This is a genomic window from Streptomyces sp. NPDC041940 (assembly GCF_055589465.1).
In genome coordinates this window covers 396,792-415,189 of sequence record NZ_JBVJBP010000001.1, presented here as the reverse complement: position 1 = coordinate 415,189, position 18,398 = coordinate 396,792, and the positions used below count along the sequence as shown (strand labels likewise).

Below are 18,398 nucleotides of genomic sequence, written 5' to 3'. Positions count from 1 at the left end.
GAAGGAGTACGCGTGCTTGTCCTGCTGCCGCCGTCCGAAGGCAAGGCCTCCTCCGGCCGCGGTGCCCCGCTGAAGACGGAGTCGCTGTCGCTGCCGGGGCTGACCGACGCCCGGGAGGCCGTCCTCACCGAGCTGGTCGAGCTGTGCGCCGCCGACGAGGACAAGGCGCGCGAGGTGCTCGGGCTCAGCGAGGGGCTGCGGGGCGAGGTCGCGAAGAACGCGGAGCTGCGGACGGCGGGGGCGCGGCCGGCCGGGGAGATCTACACCGGTGTGCTCTACGACGCCCTCGGCCTGGCCACCCTGGACGCCGCCGCCAAGCGGCGGGCGGCGCGCTCGCTGCTCGTGTTCTCCGGGTTGTGGGGTGCCGTGCGGGTGACGGACCGGATTCCGTCGTACCGGTGCTCGATGGGGGTGAAGCTGCCGGGGCTCGGGGCGCTGGGCGCGCACTGGCGTACGGCGATGGCGTCGGTGCTTCCCGAGGCGGCCGGGGACGGGCTGGTGCTGGATCTGCGGTCCGCCGCGTACGCCGCCGCCTGGAAGCCGAAGGGCGAGGTCGCCGGGCGGACGGCGTCGGTACGGGTGCTGCACGCGCCGACGCGGAAGGTCGTCAGCCACTTCAACAAGGCGACCAAGGGGCGGATCGTGCGCGGCCTGCTGACCGCCGGGGCCGATCCGAAGGGCCCGGCCGAGCTGGTCACGGCCTTGCGGGAGCTGGGGTACGTGGTGGAGGCCGAGGCGCCGGCCAAGGCGGGGCAGGCGTGGGCGCTGGATGTGCTGGTAGACGAGGTTCACTGACCGTCGACGAGGCGTGTTGCAGCATGCGCAATGAGCTTTGCGCATGCTGTCGCGCGGGCGGCAGGATACCGCCATGGTCTCCTCCCTGCCCGCGTCCGTGCTGGACCTCGCGCCCGTCATCCCCGTCGTCGTCATCGAGGACGCGAGCGACGCCGTACCGCTGGCGCGGGCGCTGGTGGCCGGCGGGCTGCCCGCGATCGAGGTGACGCTGCGGACGCCCGCGGCCCTGGACGCGATCCGGGAGATCGCGGGGCAGGTGCCTCAGGCGCTGGTCGGCGCCGGGACGGTGATCAGCCCCGGGCAGGTCGAGGAGTCGGTGGCGGCGGGCGCCCGGTTCCTGGTCAGCCCCGGCTGGACGAACCTGCTGCTGGACGCGATGCGGGCGTCCGGGGTGCCGTTCCTGCCGGGGGTGTCGACCACGTCGGAGGTCGTGGCGCTGCTGGAGCGCGGGGTGCGGGAGATGAAGTTCTTCCCGGCCGAGGCCGCAGGCGGTACGGCGTATCTGAAGTCGCTCGCCGGGCCGCTGCCGCAGGCCCGCTTCTGCCCGACGGGCGGGATCGGTCCGGCCTCCGCGCCGGACTATCTGGCGCTGTCCAACGTCGGCTGTGTGGGAGGGAGTTGGATGCTCCCGCAGGACGCGGTCGCGGCCCGCGACTGGGGGCGTGTCGAGGCGCTGGCCCGGACGGCGGCGGGGCTCAGCGCAGGTGGGACGTGTCGTTGAGGAGGCGGACGCTGGCGTTGCCGTCCGCGTAGTACGCCACGGCCGACAGGGACGCGGCCGAGAGTTCCATGCGGAACAGGGACTCCGGCGGGGCGCCGAGGGCGAGCCGGACGAGCGTCTTGATCGGGGTCACGTGCGTGACGAGCAGGACCGTGCGGCCCGCGTACGCCTCGACCAGCTTGTCGCGCGTGGCGGCGAGCCGGGTGCCCGTCGCCGCGAAGCTCTCTCCGCCGCCGGTGGGTTCGACGTCCGGGGAGGCCAGCCAGGCGTTCAGGTCGTCGGGGTGGCGCTCGCGCACCTCGGCGAAGGTGAGTCCCTCCCAGGCGCCGAAGTCGGTCTCGCGCAGCCCGTCCTCGATACTCACGTCGAGCCCGAGCCGGTCGGCGACGATCCCGGCGGTCTCCCGGGTACGGGTGAGGGGCGACGACACGACGGCCTGGATGGTGCCGCGCCTCGCCAGCATCGCGGCGGCCCGCTCGGCCTGTTCCCGGCCGGTGTCGGAGAGGGAGGGGTCGGTGCCGCCGCTGCCGGAGAACCGCTTCTGGGGTGTCAGCGGGGTCTCGCCGTGGCGGAGCAGTACGAAGGTGGCGGGGGCGCCCATGTCGGCCGGGGCCCAGCCGGGGGTGGCGACGGCCTTGGCGGCGCGGGTGTCGGCGTCCCCGTGGGCGGACCCGGTGGCTTCAGGAGCCTCGGAACCCCTCTCGGGCTCAGCTGCGGCGTCCAGCTCCGCCGTCGACGTCGACTCCGACCACTGTTCTCCCCTGGCCCCGGCGTCCATCGCCTCGTTGGCCAGCCGGTCCGCGTGCTTGTTCTGCTCCCGCGGCATCCACTCGTACGTGACCCGCCCCGGCGGGAAGACCCGGGCCGACTCCGCCGCCAGGGGCTTCATGTCGGGGTGCTTGATCTTCCAGCGGCCCGACATCTGCTCGATGACGAGCTTGGAGTCCATCCGGACGTGGACCGTCGCGGCCGGGTCCAGTTCATGGGCGGCGCGCAGGCCGGCGAGGAGGCCGCGGTACTCGGCGACGTTGTTCGTGGCGACGCCGATGTACTCGGCCGCCTCCCGCAGGGTCTCCCCCGTCGCCGCGTCGCTCACCACGGCCCCGTAGCCCGCGGGCCCCGGGTTGCCCCGCGACCCGCCGTCGGCCTCGACGATGAACTCCCGCACGGCCACCGCCCCTGTCACCTCTTACAGACCGATCTTACAGACCGACTACAACCCGACTACAGCCCGACTACAACCCGACTACAGCCCGGACTCGGACGTGCGCACCAGGATGCGCCCGCAGTTCTCGCAGCGGATCACCGTGTCGGGCGCCGCCTTGCGGATATCGGCCAGCTCCGTGAGGGCCAGCTCCTGCCGGCAGCCCTGGCAGCTGCGCGCGTACAGCTTCGCCGCGCCGACCCCGCCCTGCTGCGCGCGCAGCCGGTCGTAGAGCTTGAGCAGATCGGCGGGCACCGACCCGGCGACGACCTCGCGCTCCTTGGTGGCGGTGGCGGCCTCGCCGTCGAGCTTCTCGAAGGCCGCGTCCCGGCGCGCGGTCGCGTCGTCGATCTTCGACTGGACGGAGGAGACCCGCTCGGTCAGCTCGGCCGTCCGCTCCTGCGCGGACTCCCGGCGCTCCATGACCTCCAGCACGACATCCTCCAGATCGCCCTGCCGCTTGGCGAGGGAGGCGATCTCGCGCTGGAGGTTCTCCAGGTCCTTGGGGGAGGTGACGGCACCGGAGTCCAGGCGCTGCTGGTCGCGGGTGGCGCGCTGGCGCACCTGGTCCACGTCCTGCTCGGCCTTGGTCTGCTCGCGGGCGGTGTCGCTCTCCTCGGTCTGCGCGGCCACGAGCAGGTCGCGCAGCTGGACGTGGTCCTTGGCGAGCGACTCGATCTCGGCGTGCTCGGGCAGCGACTTGCGCTTGTGCGCGAGCTGCTGGAGGCGGACGTCGAGGTCCTGGACGTCGAGGAGTCGGATCTGGTCGGCGGGCTCGGCGTTCAGTTCGGGGCTCCCAGGGGGTCAGAAGTGGTGGAGGCCGCGTGCGCGGTCCAGGGGTCGGTGACCGTCTTCGAGACGTGGACGCGCAGGTCCCATCCGTGCCGGTCGGAGATCTCGTCGAGCTGGCTCGCGGCCAGTTCGCACCAGGGCCACTCGGTGGCCCAGTGCGCCGCGTCGAGCAGCGCGAGGGGGCGGTGGGCGGCGACGGCTTCGGACACCGGGTGGTGGCGCAGGTCGGCCGTGAGGAAGGCGTCGACACCGGCCGCGCGTACGTGGTCGAAGAGGCTGTCGCCGGAGCCGCCGCTGACGGCGACCGTACGGACGACCGCCTCGGGGTCGCCGGCGACGCGGATGCCCTGCGCGGTGGCGGGCAGCCGCTCGGCGGCGCGGGCGGCGAGCTCGCGGACGGTCAGCGGATGGTCCAGCGCGCAGACACGGCCCAGGCCCCGGCGGCCCTCGGGGTCGGTGGGGTCCGGGACGAGCGGTCCGGTGACGCGCAGGTCCAGGGCGCCCGCGAGGGCGTCGGAGACACCCGGGTCGGCGGTGTCGGCGTTGGTGTGGGCGACGTGCAGCGCGATGTCGTTCTTGATGAGGGTGTGGACGACACGGCCCTTGAAGTGCGTCGCCGCGACGGTCGTCGTGCCGCGCAGATAGAGCGGGTGGTGGGTGACGAGCAGGTCGGCGCCCAGCTTCACCGCCTCGTCGACGATCTCCTGGACCGGGTCGACGGCGAACAGGACCCGGGTGACCTGCTGGTCCGGGTCGCCCACGACGGTGCCGACCGCGTCCCAGGACTCGGCCCGCTGGGCGGGCCACAGGTTCTCGAGCGCGGCGATGACTTCAGACAGACGGGGCACGGGAGCAAGGCTACCCGTCTGATCTGTGGCGTTGAACCGCCACCGCCCCCGTCGGGCACCTGTCGCCCCGTCGAGCACAAATGCACCCTTTTCCTCAGGCGAATCGTTCCTGGAACACCCTTATGCGTGAAGCCGGTGCGTGCGGACTCCCCGCCTGTGCGTGCGAAAACTACGTTCGTCACTGGAGGTGACCGAACGATGACTGCCTGTGCGATCGAGCCTTCGGCGGGACACGAGGACGGGGACGGGGCGGGGCCCGCGGGCTGCGCGCTCTCCGCGGACGGTGCCTACGCCGCGCGTCTGGCGTCGGCCGGCGACTCCTGGTTCCCGGAGCGCTGGACCCTGGACGGCCCGGAGCCGTACGCGGTGCCGCTGCCCCGCAACCAGCCGGAGGAGCCGGGCACCGAGGTGCAGCCGATGGCCGACGGGCGGGTCCTCATCCACCGTCTGGTGGCCGGGCGGCACGCCTTCTCGCTGCTGTACCCGACCGGGCCGGGCACCGGCGAGCTGCCCCTGGGCGCGGTCGAGTGCCCGGACCTGGCCGCCCGGCTGCGGCTGCTGCCGCCCGCCCCCGGCGGCGAGCGGGCGTATGCCCTGGCGGTCGGCCGGCGTTCGACGGCGGTGTGGCTGGTGGCGGGCGGCCCCGTCGGGCCCGAGCAGCTGGCCGAGTTGCCGGGCCGCTGCTCGGGCGGGGTCTGGCTGGACCCGGCCGGGCGGCTGCTGGCCCTGGACCGGGAGAGCGGCGGGCGCACCAAGACCGTCGTGGTGGATCTGGAGCGCGGCGGTGAGGTGTCGCCGCTGCTGCAGATCGCCGCCGACAGCGACGACCGGCTGCTGCTCGCCGACCACGACAGCGGGCTGCTGATCGTCCGCTCGGACGCGCCCTCCCCGGGCCAGGGCCGGCTGGGCTGGGGCGTCCTGGGCAGCACGCTGCCGGTGCGCTTCCCGGAGTGCCTGCGGCTGCGGGACTGCGCGGTCACGCCGTTCGCGATCCAGCCGGGGCAGGTGCTGACGCCGGAGAGCTGCGCGGTGGCGCTGCGCGTGGACGGACCGGCGGGCAGCTGGGTCGCCGTGTGGCGCCCGGCCGAGCGGCGGGTGCACCATCTCCCGGCGCCCGAGGGGTGGCTGACCGGCACCGGACTGTGGACGCCGGACGGGGTGCTGCGGCTGCCGTACGTGACGGAGGTCGTGCCGTGCGGCGTGGCGCAGGTGAGCCCGCCCGCGGCGGTGGCGGCCCCGGAACCCGGCGCCGCGCCGCCACCCTGTCCGCAGCCGGGCAGGGAACCGAGGCAGGGGGCGGGGCGGGCGACAGGGCTGGAGGCGGACGCGCGGACCGTCAGCACGCCCACCGGGACGACCGCCGGGACGACCGCCGCACCGGGGCACCCGCCGGAACCGGAACGGGCGGCGGAACCGGCGTCCCCGACCCCCTCCGCCCCGCGTCCGGTCCCGCTGCAGCAAGCACCGTTGGGACGGCTTGTAACGAACTAGTGCCGGTTGGCGTGGCCGCCTGGATCCCGGATACGGGGTGCCGGTTAGACTCGCCCGGCTGTAAGAAAGATCATGTTGACGGGGTGAATTCCATCCGATGAGCGACGCCAGCACGAACCAGTTGCACGCTGACGACGTCCAGGAGACCTCCACCGGCCACGGCCGGCACCGTGGTGAGGTCTCCACGCACGACGGCGAGACGGCTCCGCGCGGTCGCCACCGCAAGCCGGTGGCGGAGACCGAGCGGACCGGGACGGCGGCCTGACGGAACGTCAGTGCCCGGACAGCGAACGGCCCCACCCCTTGTATGACGGGCGGGGCCGTTCGGCGTTCCTCAGCCGCGTTTCAGTCCCAGCACCTCCGCCGCCGCGAAGGTCTCCCCCGTAGGCCGGTCCGCGTAGTACGGCCCGAGGGCGGCCTCCAGTTCGTCGTACGTGAAGGTGTCCTGCTTGCTGTCGAACTTGGCGGCGACCCGGGGCCGTTCCACAACGGCGACCATCCCGCCGTGCACCACGAGGAGCTGCCCGTTCACCCGGGCGGCCGCGGGCGAGGCCAGATAGCCGACGAGCGGGGCGACGTGCTCGGGGGCGAGCGGGTCGAGGCCGTTGCCGGGGGCGCGCTCGATGCCCGCGAAGACGTCCTCGGTCATCCGGGTGCGGGCGCGGGGGCAGATCGCGTTGGCCGTCACGCCGTACTTGCCGAGGGCGAGGGCCGTGGAGGTGGTGAGGCCGACGATCCCGCCCTTGGCCGCCGCGTAGTTGGGCTGCCCGGCGGAACCGGCGAGGAACGCCTCCGAGGAGGTGTTCACGATCCGCCCGAACACCGGCTCCCCGGCCCGCTTGGACCGCTCCCGCCAGTGCGCTGCGGCGAACCGGGTGGTGTTGAAGTGCCCCTTGAGGTGCACCCGGAGCACGGCGTCCCACTCCTCCTCGGCCATCGAGAACACCATGCGGTCGCGCAGGATGCCCGCGTTGTTGACGAGGATGTCGAGCCTGCCGAACGCGGCGACGGCCGACTCGACCAGCTCGCCCGCCTGCCGGAAGTCGGAGACGTCACCGGTGTGCGCGAGGGCGGTCCCGCCCGCCGCCCGGATCTCGGCGGCGACCTCCTCGGCGGGCCCGGCGGAGGCCTCGCCGCTGCCGTCGCGGCCCGCCTGCCCGTAGTCGTTGACGACCACGGCGGCGCCGAGCCGGGCGAGTTCCAGCGCCTCGGCCCGGCCGAGCCCGCGGCCCGCGCCCGTGACGACGGCGGACAGTCCCTGGAGAGGCAGCGGCATGGTGTACGTCCTCACATCTCGATGCACGTACGCAGGGCGGTCCCGGTCCGCATCTGGTCCAGGGCCTCGTTGACGTCGGCGAACGGGACCCGGTGGGTGATCAGGCCCGCCAGGTCGACCCGGCCGGCGCGCCACAGGGCGATGGTGCGTTCGTAGGAGCGCAGGACGTCTCCGCCGCCGTACATGGACGGCAGGATCCGCTTCTCGTCGAAGAACAGCTCGAACATGTTGAGCTGGAGGAAGTCGTCCATAGCGCCGGCGCCGACCACGACGAGGGTGCCGCCGCGCCGGGTGGTGTCGTAGGCGGTGCGTGCCGTGGCCGACCTGCCGACGACCTCGAAGACGTAGTCGAAGCCCTCGCCGGCGGTGATCTGCTGTTTGGCGTCGGGGAGTTCGTCCGGGGAGACGGCCCGGGTGGCGCCGAACTTCAGCGCGCACTCGCGGCGCGAGGCGATGGGGTCGACGGCGACGATCTCGGCGGCGCCACGCAGCCGGGCGCCCTGGATCACGGAGATGCCGACACCCCCGCAGCCGATGACCGCGACCGACGAACCGGCCTCCACGTCCGCGGTGTTGAGCGCGGCGCCCAGCCCGGTCGTCACGCCGCAGCCGATGAGGGCGGCGATGTCGAAGGGCACGTCGTCGGGTATCGGCACCGCGCAGCCGGCGTCGACGACGACCTCCTCGGTGAAGGTACCGGTGCCGGCGAAGCCGAAGACGTCTCCGCCGGGGCGCTTGAAGTTGGGCGTGCCGGCGTTCATGAACCCGGCGAGGCACAGTTCGGTCTGCCCGCGCTTGCAGGCGGGACACGCGCCGCACGCGGGCAGCCAGCACACGACGACCCGGTCACCGGCCTTCAAGTGGCCGACGCCCTCGCCGACTTCGAGGATCTCCCCCGCGCCCTCGTGCCCGGGCACGAACGGCGCGGGCTGCGGCAGCACCCCGCTCATCGCGGACAGGTCCGAGTGGCACAGCCCCGTGGCGCGCACCCTGATCCGCACCTTGCCGGGTCCAAAGCCCACCGCCTCGACGTCGTCGAGGACCTCCAGTTTGTCCTGGCCGATCTCGTGCAGTACGGCTGCGCGCATGGTGCGGGCTCCCCTCGTACGGCGTGCGTTCAAGGAATCGAAGGACTCAGGTGTGTTCGACGACGGTGTCGGCGAGGACGGGCGCGTCGTCGCGCTCGACGGCACTGACGGCGACCCGGGTGGACGCGGGCGTGTGCCACATACGGATCCGCAGCGTCTCCCCCGGGTACACGACCCCGGCGAACCGGGTGGCGTAGGACCGCACCCGGGTCACGTCCCCGTCGAGGAGTGTGTCGACGACCGCCTTGAGCGTGATGCCGTAGGTGCACAGCCCGTGCAGGATGGGCCGCTCGAACCCGGCGACCTTGGCGAACTCGGGGTCGGCGTGCAGGGGGTTCCAGTCGCCGGAGAGGCGGTAGAGGAGGGCCTGGTCCTCGCGGACGTGCCGCTCGACGACCCGGTCCGGCTCACCGGCGGGCGGATCGAGCCGGGCGGAGGGGCCGCGGTCGCCGCCCCAGCCGCCCTCGCCGCGGATGAAGATCTGGGCGTCGTTGGTCCACAACGGGCCGTCGGCGTCGCCGACTTCGGTACGCAGCACCAGGACGGCCGCCTTGCCCTTGTCGTACACGGCGGCGATCCGGTTGGCCGCGGTGGCGGTGCCCGTCGCCGGGAGGGGCCGGTGGAGGACGAGGCTCTGGCCGCCGTGCAGGACCCGGGCTAGGTCGACCTCGACGCCGGGCATGGACAGCCCGCCGGTCACCCCGGGCTTTCCGCCGCCCGCGACGGTGGCGAAGCTCGGCAGGACGTGCAGCCGGGACTCCAGGGTGTAGCGCAGCTCGTCGGGGTCGGTGGCGGGGATGCCCGCGCCGATGCCGAGATGATAGAGCTGCACGTCCCTGTGGTCCCAGGTGATCTCTCCGGTCCGGGGTTCGGCGGCGAGCGCCTTGGCTGCGTCGATGGGCATGGGGCTCCTGATCGCCGTAGGAAGACCTCGGCATCGCCGTGGAAGAGACCTCGGCACGGCCGTCCGCACCGTCGGCCGCGCCGAGGCCGTCTGGGACCGAACTGGAACGCGTTCCAGTCCTGCGACCTCTGTATAGCCCAGGCCCGCGGAGTTGTGAAGCCTCCTGACGTCGTGTCAGATACCGAGGTTTTGGGAGGCTGGTCAGATGCCCCGTGCCCCCGCCCCGCGGAACAGCGCCGTCCACAGAAAGCCCTCCCCGAAGCTCCCCGACTCCTCCGGCTCGTCCCGCATCCGCCGCAGCTCGACCTCGGTGAGCCCCGAGAAGATCCCCCGCACCGACTCGGCCGTGTACGCGAGCCCGCCCCGCAGTCCGCCCGGCTCCCGGTAGAAGTCCGCGTCGGACAGCTCCGACCCCATCCCCCCGGCACCGGCGGCGAAGCACGTGAGACCGAACAGACCCCCGGGAGCCAGGACCTTCTCCAGCAGCGCCAGATAGCTGATCCGCCGGTGCGGAGGCAGATGGTGGAAGCAGCCGGAGTCGTAGACGAGGTCGTACGGCCCGGTGAGTTCCGTACCGGCGAGCGTGAACGCGTCACCGCAGTGGAACCGGACGCCCTCCGCCCCCGCCTCTCGGGCCCGCTCCCCGGCCCAGTCGACGGCAGCCGGAGCCAGGTCGACCGCGTCGACCGCGAACCCTTGGGCCGCCAGATACAGCGCGTTGCGCCCCGGCCCGCACCCGAGGTCCAGCGCACGCCCGCCGCTGATCAGCCCCCGTTCCACCCAACTCACCAGGTTCTCGTCCGGCTTCGCCACGAAGAACGGCACCGGCCGGGAACGGTCGGCGTAGAAGCCGTCCCACCAGTCGGCACCCCGGCCCGTCCACCGGTCGGCCTCGTGTGCGAACAGCCCGTCGAGCAGGGCGAGTACGTCGTCGACGGTGCGTATGTTCCGGTCCATCCGGACCCCCTTCCGCATCCGCCAATCGTATGCCGGGATCCATCAAAACCCCAGGTCAGAGCAGGTTCTCGGGCATCGGCGAAACGCCGTACGCGGCCTCCAGCGCCACCGGGACACACCCCGCCGACGCACCGCTTCACTCCCGGCCCGATACACCGGCGGCACACCATCCAGGGCCCACAGCGCCCTCATCCCGGACGACGCGACCCGCACTGATTTCCACCGCCGGGCACGCGCCCGCCGGCAGCCGCCTACCGCTGTCGCGGCATCCTCGGCAGCCAGACCCACATCAGCAGCACCCCCGCGACCAGCACCCCGGTCCCCACCCGGAAGGCCAGCGCGTAGCCCTCCGTCAGGGCCGCCGGTGTCGCGCTGCCCGCCGTCCGGGCCGCCGCGAGGGTGGACAGGACGGCCAGGCCCAGTGAACCGCCCATCGTGCGGGAGGTGTTGACGAGGCCGGAGACCAGGCCGGCCTCGCCGGGGGACGCGCCGGAGGTGGCAAGGGAGGCGAGCGGTGTCGACGCGAGGCCCGCGCCGAGCATCATGAGGACGCCGGGGACGAGGATCGCCGTCGCGTAGGAGCCCTCGGCGGTCATCCTGGACTGCCAGGCGAAGCCGGCCACGGCGACCAGGGTGCCCAGTACCGCCACGGCGCGTGGCCCGGCCGCCCGCATCAGCCGGGGCGCGAGCTTGGAGCCGAGGATGACGGCAAGGGAGCTGGGGACCAGGGCCAGTCCGGCCTCCAGGGGCGTGTAGCCCAGGACGTTCTGCGCGTACAGCGTCATGAAGAACCACATGCAGAACATCGCGAAGCCGCACAGGAACATCGAGACGTTCGCCGAGGCCACCGACCGCAGGCGCAGCAGCCCGAGCGGCATCAACGGGCTCGCGGTGCGGGCCTCGACCGCGAGGAACAGGGCGATCAGCACGAGCCCGGCGCACAGCGGCAGCAGTGTGGCCGCCGCCGTCCAGCCCGCCGCCTCCGTCTGGGAGATGCCGTAGGCGAGCGTGCCGAGCCCGGTCGTCACGAGCAGCGCGCCCGGCAGGTCGAGCCGCCGCCGGTCCCCGGCCCGGCCCTCGACGAGGAACCAGGCGGCGGCGCAGAGCAGCGCGGCCCCCACGGGCACGTTGATCAGCAGCACCCACCGCCAGGACAGTGTCTCCACCAGGAGCCCGCCGGCCAGACCGCCCGCGGCGCCGCCACCGCCGCCGACCGCCGTCCAGGTCCCGATGGCCCGGGCCCGCGCCGCGCCCTCCGGCACCGACGAGGTGAGGATGGTCAGCGTCGAGGGCGCCAGCACCGCCGCGCCCAGCCCCTGTACGGCCCGTGCGACGAGCAACTGCCAGTCGTCCTGCGCCAGTCCGCCCGCCAGCGAGGCCAGGGTGAAGACACCGAGCCCGACGAGGAACATCCGCTTGCGGCCGTAGAGGTCTCCGGCCCGCCCGCCGAGCAGCATGAACCCGGCGAAGGCGATGGTGTAGGCGTTCACCACCCACTGCAGGCCCTGCTCGCTGAGCCCGAGCCCGGTCCGCATCGAGGGCAGCGCCACGTTGACGACGGACACGTCGAGCACGACGAGGAACTGCCCGGCACAGGTGAGCGCCACCACAAGCCAGGTGGGCGGCGCGGTACGGCGTGGAGTACGGGTCCTTTCGGCGGTTTCGAGCATGGGTGTCATGCTCTCAACCAATCCACACTCCTGGCATCGGGATTTCGGCCTAGGGCTTGCGGCCACAGGCCCGGGCCCCTCTCCCAAGAGAAGGTCAAGAATTCGTTAGAGTGCCAAAGCAACGGAATAGTTGCCTGCACATACGAGTTCAGGCACCACGTACCCCCGTCCCCCGTGGCTCCCGCACACCTTCCCGGCCTGGAGGCCCCACTCAATGACGCAGACGACGACAGAACGCCCCGCCGGCAGAGCGCGCGGGCCCGTGGTCCCGGTGCTCGCCTTCGCGGGCATCGTTGTCGCGGTGATGCAGACCCTGCTCGTCCCGGTCATCAAGGATCTGCCGCAACTGCTGGACACCGACCCCGGCAACGCGACCTGGGTCCTGACCTCGACCCTTCTCTCGGGTGCCGTGGCCACCCCGATCATGGGCCGCCTCGGCGACCTGTTCGGCAAGCGGCGCATGCTGATCCTCAGCCTCGCGGTGATGGTCGCGGGCGCGCTGCTCAGCGCGCTCACCAGCGATCTGCTGCTCATGATCACCGGCCGTACGCTCCAGGGCTTCGCGATGGGCGCGATCCCGCTCGGCATCGGCCTGATGCGCGACATGCTGCCCCGCGAGAAGCTCGGCTCGGCGATGGCCCTGATGAGCTCCTCCATAGGCGTCGGCGGCGGACTCGCCCTGCCCGCCGCCGCGCTGGTCGCCCAGCACGCCGACTGGCACGCCCTCTTCTACGGCGCCGCCGGCCTCGGTGTGCTCTCCATCGTCCTCACCCTCCTCGTCGTACCGGAGTCGCCGATGCGCGCCGAGGGCTCCTTCGACGTGCTGGGCGCGCTCGGTCTGTCCGCCGGTCTCGTGCTGTTCCTGCTGCCGATCACCAAGGGCAGCGACTGGGGCTGGACCTCCGGCACCACGCTCGGCCTGTTCGCCGCCGCCGTTGTCGTGCTGCTCCTGTGGGGCCTGATGGAACTGCGCGTCAAGGCCCCCCTGGTGGACCTGCGCACCACGGCCCGCCCGGCCGTCCTCTTCACCAACCTCGCCTCGATCATGGTCGGCGTCTCCTTCTACGTCGTCTCCCTGGTCCTGCCGCAGCTGCTCCAGCTGCCGAAGTCCACCGGCTACGGCCTCGGCCAGTCGATGGTCGTCGCGGGTCTGCTCGTCGCGCCGCTCGGCCTGACGATGATGTTCACGGCGCCCGTCTACGCCCGGCTGTCCGCGAAGTACGGCCCCAAGGTCACCCTGATCCTCGGCCTGCTGATCATCGCGATCGGCTACGGAGCCGGACTCGGCCTGATGAGCGCCGCCTGGCAGAGCCTGGTCATCTCGGTGCTGCTGGGCGCGGGCATCGGCCTCGCCTACTCCTCGCTGCCCGCACTGATCGTGGGCGCGGTCCCGGCCTCCGAGACGGGTGCGGCGAACGGCCTCAACACCCTGATGCGGTCCATCGGCACGTCGGTGTCGAGCGCCGTGATCGGCATGGTGCTCGCCAACACCGCGAACCACGTCGGCGGGGTCGCGATCCCGACCATGCACGGCTTCCGGGTCTCCTTCCTGATCGCGACCGCCGCGGTCGCCGTGGGCCTGGTCCTGGCGCTGTTCCTGCCGGGCCGCCGCCCGGCCGCCCACCCGCAACTGCGGGCCAGCAGCGAGGAGGACGCCAACCTGGAGCACGCCGAAGCGGTCCTGCGCGGCTTCCGCGGCCGGGTCCTGGACGCGGACGGCGCCCCGGTCGCCCGCGCCAAGGTGACGCTGATCGACCGGCGGGGCCGCCAGGCCGGCGCGACCCTCTCCGCCGAGGACGGCAGCTACGCGCTCACCGTCCCCTCCCAGGGCTCCTACGTCGTGGCCGCCCGGGCCCCGGGCCACGCCCCGCTCGCCTCGTCCGCGACCCACACGGGCGACGACCGCCCGGTCGACCTGGACCTGCCGCTGCCGGGCGCGGCGGTCCCCGCCTGACCCCGCTCGGCTACCGCCCCGTACCCCCTGTCGCTCCGCGGCGGGGGGTACGGCACGATGGGCGCCCGGACACCCGTACCACCGAGAGGAACCCCATGCCCGCGGCCCCCGAGCCCGAGATCCTCGCCGCGTTCGAGGCCGCGAAGGGGTTCATGCCCGTGGACGAGGGGCTGGCGCTGTACGCGGCGGCGGTGGAGGCCGGGCGGCTGGGGCTGCCGCTGCTGGAGGTCGGGACGTACTGCGGCCGGTCCACGATCCTGCTCGCCGACGCGGCCCGCGCGGCCGGGGTCAGCGCGCTCACCGTCGACCACCACCGCGGCAGCGAGGAGCAGCAGCCGGGCTGGGAGTACCACGACCCCGAGACGGTCGACCCCGAGATCGGCCTGATGGACACGCTGCCCACGTTCCGGCGCACCCTGCGCGGGGCGGGCCTGGAGGACCACGTGGTGGCCCTGGTCGGCCGCTCCCCGCAGATCGCCGGGTTCTGGCGCACTCCCCTGGGCCTGGTCTTCATCGACGGCGGCCACACCGACGAGCACGCCAACGCCGACTACGAGGGCTGGGCCCCGCACGTCGCCGACGGCGGCCTGCTCGTCATCCACGACGTCTTCCCGGACCCCCAGGACGAGTTCACCGGCCAGGCCCCGTACCGCGTCCACCTCCGCGCCCTCGCCTCCGGGGCGTTCACGGAGGTCTCGGCGACGGGCTCCCTGCGCGTGCTGCGGCGCACGGCGCCGGGCATCTGAATCCGGGCCCGGCTCGACAGCCGGGCGGCTGGCCGGGTGAACCGGGCCCCCTCCGCCCTCTCCCGGTCGGCCCACGGGCGGCGTGGCGCGTCGGTGGGGGGCGGTCGCTGGCCAAGGATCCGGCCGCGTGGCACACACCTTCGCAGAGCTCGTGGAGAAGCAGCGCGCGGCGGACGCGGCGCACGCCCGTATGCGGAAACTGCGGGACGCCTACGGTCCGCCCACCCAGACCAAGTGGAGCGACCAGCAGACCACGACATGGGAGACCGCCTGGCGCGCCTGGCGCGACCTCGCCCGTGACGTCCAGGCGGCGCTGACCGCGTACGCGAGGCAGGAGGACACACCCCGCCAGGAGATCGAGGCGGAGGTGAAGGAGGCGGTACGGCACGAGGACCCCGACGGCAACGAGAGGTGACCGCCACCCGCCCGGCCGTGCTCGGCCCGCGGGCGGACGGAGATGGCCGCTAGGGTGAGGGACGTGTCGTACGTAGGCCCGGACTTCGAACCACCCCAGCCCCGCCGCTCCCGCCGCGGCCCCCTGACCGTCGCGCTCGCCGCGCTGGTGCCGGGGGCGCTGCTCGGCTGGCTGGTGTACGAGACCGTGGGCGACTCGGGGGACGGAGGCGGCTCGGGGCAGGCGACCGTACGGTCCTCCCCGCCCGCCGCGTCGAGCCCGCCCGGCGACGACGCCACCGACGAGGCCACCGACGACGGCAAGAAGCCGGGCGCCGACCCCACGCCCACCGCGTCCTCGCCCTCCGCACCCGCCGCCTCCGGCCCGCTCAAGGGCAAGGTCGTCGTCATCGACCCCGGCCACAACCCGGACAACTTCCAGCACCCGTCCGAGATCAACCGCAAGGTGAACATCGGGACGAACTGGAAGGAGTGCGACACCACGGGTACGTCCACCAACGACGGTTACACGGAGGCCAGGTTCACCCTGGACGTAGCGCACCGGATGCGCACGCTCCTCGAGGAGCAGGGCGCCACGGTGAAGCTGACACAGGACGGCGACCGGCCGTACGGCCCGTGCGTGGACGAGCGGGCCCGGATCGGCAACGAGGCGAAGGCCGACGCCGTGGTCTCGATCCACGCGGACGGCTCGGGCACCGGCAACCGCGGCTTCCACGTCATCCTGCCCGGCGCGGTCCACGCCGGCTCCGCCGACACCCGCGCGATCGTCGCCCCCTCCCGCGACCTCGGCGAGCGCGTCGCCGGCCGCTTCGTGGCCGTCACCGGCAGCGCGCCGTCCAACTACATCGGCGACGGCTCCGGCCTCGTCACGCGTAAGGACCTGGGCGGTCTCAATCTGTCAACGGTTCCGAAGGTGTTCATCGAGTGCGGCAACATGCGCGACAGCAAGGACGCGGCATCTCTGACCAGTGGCGCGTGGCGGCAGAAAGCGGCGCAAGGGATCTCTGAGGGAATCGTGAGTTTCCTGCACGGGTAGCTCTCGACGGGCGGATCCGGGCGGACACCCTGACAGGGCGGACGATAGTGTCATCCCTACGATGAGGGGCCACCCCCGCGCTTCACACAGGGGCCTGACGGCGACATGGTGACAGCGACGCCTCTACCGACCTTGAGACGACCTACGAAGGACCTGAAGTGAATATCCGCTCCCTCACTCGAGGCGATGGCGTGGTGCTCGGAGCAGCGGTGTTGCTCTTCATCGCGTCGTTCCTCGACCTGTACTCGTTCGACAATGTCCCGGACAGCGTCGACCTCCCCATGCTGTGGGGCAGCGGCCCGGTCGTGTTCAGCATCGTGCTGGCCGGGATCATCGGCGCCGCGCTCGTCGTCGTGGCCCGGGGCCTGCCGCAGGTCCCGAAGGTCGCCGGGCTCGACCTCGGCCAGTTCGGCGTCGCTTTCACGGTGTTCGCCGCGTGGAGCGCGCTCGGCAACATCGTCGACGTACCGGGTGGCTTCGACAACATCGGTGACAACGCGAGCGACGGCGCCCCGAGCCCCGGCATCGGCCTGATCCTCGCCCTCGTGGCGACGCTGCTCATGGCCGGCGCCGCGATCGCCACCCCCCTCGTCCCGGCCCTCAAGGGCGCGCTCCTCCCGGCCCCCCGCCCGGCCGCCCCGCAGCCCTACGGCGCCCAGCCCCCCGGTGGCTACGGCTACCCGGGCGCCCAGCAGCCCGGCGGCTACGGTCACCCGCAGCCCGGGCAGCCGGGTCAGCCCGGCCAGCCCCAGCCGGGGCAGCCGTTCGGCGGTCAGCCCCAGCCGCAGCAGGCGCAGGCGCCGCAGGCCCCGGCCGGGGACTTCTCGCCGTTCTGGTTCGCGGTGCCGGTGCCGCGTCCGCTGTTCGCCGAGGACGGTTCGCCGACGCCGATCGCCGAACTCGCGCCGGGCACCTGGTACCTGGCCGTCGAGCAGCGCGGCCCGGCCCTGGTCGCGCAGACGCAGGACGGCCGCCGCGGTGTCCTCCAGGACACGTCGGGCATCCAGCGCGGCTGAGCCCACGCCTCCTTCACGGCCCCTCGCCCTTCCGGGCGGGGGGCCGTTGCCGTACAGTCGTCGCCCCAGTCGGCTGACGCACCGTCAGGAGGCAGGTATGCGGCTCGGTCTCGCACTCGGTTATTGGGGCCGCGGCCCCTCCCCCGACCACATACCGCTGGCACAGGAGGCCGAGCGGCTGGGCTACGACTCCGTGTGGACGGCGGAGTCCTGGGGCTCGGACGCGTTCACGCCGCTCGCCTGGATCGCCGCCCACACCTCCACCGTCAAGCTGGGCACGGCGGTCGCCCAGATGGCGGCCCGGCCGCCGACCACCACCGCCATGCAGGCGCTCACCCTCGACCATCTCTCCGGCGGCCGCATGATGCTGGGCCTCGGGCTGTCCGGACCGCAGGTGGTCGAGGGCTGGTACGGCCGCCCGTTCCCGAAGTCCCCGCTCACGGCCACCCGCGAGTACGTCGACGTCGTACGGCAGGTGCTGCGCCGCGAGGCCCCCGTCGAACTGGCGGGCCGCTTCCACTCCCACCCGTACCGGGGCCCGGACGCCACGGGTCTGGGCAAGCCCCTCAAGCCGATCACCCATCCGCTCCGTGCCGACCTGCCCATCCTGCTCGGGGCGGAGGGCCCGAAGAACGTCGCCCAGACGGCCCGGATCGCCGACGGCTGGCTGCCGCTGTACTGGTCGCCGACCCGGCCGGAGGTGTACGGCCCGGCCCTGGCCGAGCTGCCCGAGGGATTCCTGGTGGCACCGATGGCGCAGGCCCGGGTCTGCGACGACGTCGCCGAGGGACTGCTGCCCGTCAAGATGATGCTCGGCTTCTACATCGGCGGCATGGGACACGCGGCCCGCAACTTCCACGCCGACCTGATGGCCCGCATGGGCTACGAGGAAGACGCCCGCCGCATCCAGGACTTGTTCCTCTCCGGCCGCCGGGACGAGGCCGTCCGCGCCGTCCCCGACGCCTTCGCCGACGAGATCTCCCTGGTCGGCCCGCGCGAACGGATCGCGGAGCGGCTGGAGTCGTGGCGCAGGGGGCCGGTGACGGACCTGCTGGTGCTCAGCCCCGACCGCCACACGCTGCGGGTACTCGCCGAGTTGAACGCCTGAGCGAATCCCCGGGTTTCATCCGGAGTTCGAGGGCAATCCGAATGACATGTCCCCTCGATATCGCAACGGTGCGAATCAGGCCGGCACGATCGTCGCGGTCGTGGCCGACATCATGGCTCTCATCCTGGGTCTCTGGATCCTGATGTACCTGCTGGACGCCAACCAGGCGAACAGCTTCGTCCAGTTCATCCACGACGCGGCCCGCTGGCTCGCAGGCTGGTCCCACGACCTCTTCACCTTCGACGAGGCCTGGGCCCGAGTCGTCTGCGGCTACGGCTTGGCAGCGGTGGTCTACCTGCTCGTGGGCCACGCCATCGCCAACAGGGCCCACCGCCACTGAAAATCGCCCTAAGGGGCTCGCCCTCCATCAGCGGCGCG

At 72.9% G+C, this 18,398-nt stretch carries 19 protein-coding genes; 11 read left to right on the top strand and 8 right to left on the bottom strand.

Annotated elements, in window-relative coordinates:
• The first annotated feature begins 12 nt into the window (after positions 1-12).
• Together yaaA and ACZ6I3_RS01850 are read left to right on the top strand one after the other, a co-directional pair.
• Positions 13-795 carry a peroxide stress protein YaaA gene (gene yaaA / locus ACZ6I3_RS01855; RefSeq protein ID WP_469410886.1) on the top strand — a complete coding sequence of 261 codons (783 nt, stop codon included), beginning with the start codon at positions 13-15 and terminating at the stop codon, positions 793-795.
• Between the two features lie 73 nt (positions 796-868).
• Positions 869-1,516 carry a bifunctional 4-hydroxy-2-oxoglutarate aldolase/2-dehydro-3-deoxy-phosphogluconate aldolase gene (locus ACZ6I3_RS01850; RefSeq protein WP_469410885.1) on the top strand — a complete coding sequence of 216 codons (648 nt, stop codon included), beginning with the start codon at positions 869-871 and terminating at the stop codon, positions 1,514-1,516.
• On the opposite strand, the gene ACZ6I3_RS01845 is transcribed toward ACZ6I3_RS01850, so the two are convergent.
• The 3 genes from ACZ6I3_RS01845 to ACZ6I3_RS01835 form a co-directional block, all read right to left on the bottom strand.
• A complete protein-coding gene (locus tag ACZ6I3_RS01845; RefSeq protein ID WP_469411664.1) occupies positions 1,491-2,684 on the bottom strand; it encodes a bifunctional RNase H/acid phosphatase in 1,194 nt (397 codons plus the stop codon). The genes ACZ6I3_RS01850 and ACZ6I3_RS01845 overlap by 26 nt on opposite strands.
• A 78-nt stretch (positions 2,685-2,762) precedes the next feature.
• Positions 2,763-3,506, bottom strand: a complete 744-nt coding sequence (locus ACZ6I3_RS01840; protein ID WP_469411662.1) for a zinc ribbon domain-containing protein — start codon at positions 3,504-3,506, stop codon at positions 2,763-2,765.
• On the bottom strand, positions 3,503-4,360 hold the full coding sequence (locus ACZ6I3_RS01835; RefSeq protein WP_469410884.1) for a Nif3-like dinuclear metal center hexameric protein: 858 nt from the start codon (positions 4,358-4,360) through the stop codon (positions 3,503-3,505). Before ACZ6I3_RS01835 ends, ACZ6I3_RS01840 begins: the two co-directional genes overlap by 4 nt.
• A gap of 198 nt (positions 4,361-4,558) precedes the next feature.
• Between ACZ6I3_RS01835 and ACZ6I3_RS01830 the strand changes: the two genes are divergently transcribed.
• The gene (locus ACZ6I3_RS01830) at positions 4,559-5,851 is read left to right on the top strand and encodes a hypothetical protein (RefSeq protein WP_469410883.1); all 1,293 of its coding nucleotides are present in this window, start codon (positions 4,559-4,561) and stop codon (positions 5,849-5,851) included.
• A gap of 97 nt (positions 5,852-5,948) precedes the next feature.
• On the top strand, positions 5,949-6,116 hold the full coding sequence (locus tag ACZ6I3_RS01825; RefSeq protein WP_469410882.1) for a hypothetical protein: 168 nt from the start codon (positions 5,949-5,951) through the stop codon (positions 6,114-6,116).
• A gap of 69 nt (positions 6,117-6,185) precedes the next feature.
• Here ACZ6I3_RS01825 and ACZ6I3_RS01820 read toward each other — a convergent pair whose 3' ends face one another.
• From ACZ6I3_RS01820 to ACZ6I3_RS01800, 5 genes are all read right to left on the bottom strand, one after another.
• Positions 6,186-7,127 (bottom strand): 3-oxoacyl-ACP reductase, encoded by a 942-nt coding sequence (locus tag ACZ6I3_RS01820; protein ID WP_469410881.1) that lies wholly within the window; start codon positions 7,125-7,127, stop codon positions 6,186-6,188.
• Positions 7,128-7,138: 11 nt separating this feature from the next.
• The gene (locus tag ACZ6I3_RS01815; protein WP_469410880.1) at positions 7,139-8,215 is read right to left on the bottom strand and encodes a Zn-dependent alcohol dehydrogenase; all 1,077 of its coding nucleotides are present in this window, start codon (positions 8,213-8,215) and stop codon (positions 7,139-7,141) included.
• Between the two features lie 46 nt (positions 8,216-8,261).
• Positions 8,262-9,119, bottom strand: a complete 858-nt coding sequence (locus tag ACZ6I3_RS01810) for a MaoC/PaaZ C-terminal domain-containing protein (RefSeq protein WP_469410879.1) — start codon at positions 9,117-9,119, stop codon at positions 8,262-8,264.
• 201 nt (positions 9,120-9,320) lie between these two features.
• Positions 9,321-10,076, bottom strand: a complete 756-nt coding sequence (locus tag ACZ6I3_RS01805) for a class I SAM-dependent methyltransferase (RefSeq protein ID WP_469410878.1) — start codon at positions 10,074-10,076, stop codon at positions 9,321-9,323.
• 251 nt (positions 10,077-10,327) lie between these two features.
• A complete protein-coding gene (locus ACZ6I3_RS01800; protein WP_469410877.1) occupies positions 10,328-11,755 on the bottom strand; it encodes an MFS transporter in 1,428 nt (475 codons plus the stop codon).
• 205 nt (positions 11,756-11,960) lie between these two features.
• On the opposite strand from ACZ6I3_RS01800, the gene ACZ6I3_RS01795 reads away from it, so the two are divergent.
• The 7 genes from ACZ6I3_RS01795 (at position 11,961) to ACZ6I3_RS01765 (ending at position 18,360) form a co-directional block, all read left to right on the top strand.
• Positions 11,961-13,700 carry an MFS transporter gene (locus ACZ6I3_RS01795; protein WP_469410876.1) on the top strand — a complete coding sequence of 580 codons (1,740 nt, stop codon included), beginning with the start codon at positions 11,961-11,963 and terminating at the stop codon, positions 13,698-13,700.
• Positions 13,701-13,795: 95 nt separating this feature from the next.
• A complete protein-coding gene (locus ACZ6I3_RS01790; protein WP_469410875.1) occupies positions 13,796-14,446 on the top strand; it encodes a class I SAM-dependent methyltransferase in 651 nt (216 codons plus the stop codon).
• Positions 14,447-14,573: 127 nt separating this feature from the next.
• A complete protein-coding gene (locus tag ACZ6I3_RS01785; protein WP_469410874.1) occupies positions 14,574-14,861 on the top strand; it encodes a hypothetical protein in 288 nt (95 codons plus the stop codon).
• 63 nt (positions 14,862-14,924) lie between these two features.
• Positions 14,925-15,896 (top strand): N-acetylmuramoyl-L-alanine amidase, encoded by a 972-nt coding sequence (locus ACZ6I3_RS01780; protein WP_469410873.1) that lies wholly within the window; start codon positions 14,925-14,927, stop codon positions 15,894-15,896.
• 158 nt (positions 15,897-16,054) lie between these two features.
• Positions 16,055-16,912, top strand: coding sequence for a hypothetical protein (locus ACZ6I3_RS01775; RefSeq protein ID WP_469410872.1), 858 nt, complete (start codon positions 16,055-16,057; stop codon positions 16,910-16,912).
• Positions 16,913-17,009: 97 nt separating this feature from the next.
• Positions 17,010-18,020 (top strand): LLM class F420-dependent oxidoreductase, encoded by a 1,011-nt coding sequence (locus ACZ6I3_RS01770; RefSeq protein WP_469410871.1) that lies wholly within the window; start codon positions 17,010-17,012, stop codon positions 18,018-18,020.
• Positions 18,021-18,066: 46 nt separating this feature from the next.
• The gene (locus ACZ6I3_RS01765) at positions 18,067-18,360 is read left to right on the top strand and encodes a hypothetical protein (protein ID WP_469410870.1); all 294 of its coding nucleotides are present in this window, start codon (positions 18,067-18,069) and stop codon (positions 18,358-18,360) included.
• The last annotated feature ends 38 nt before the right edge of the window (positions 18,361-18,398 follow it).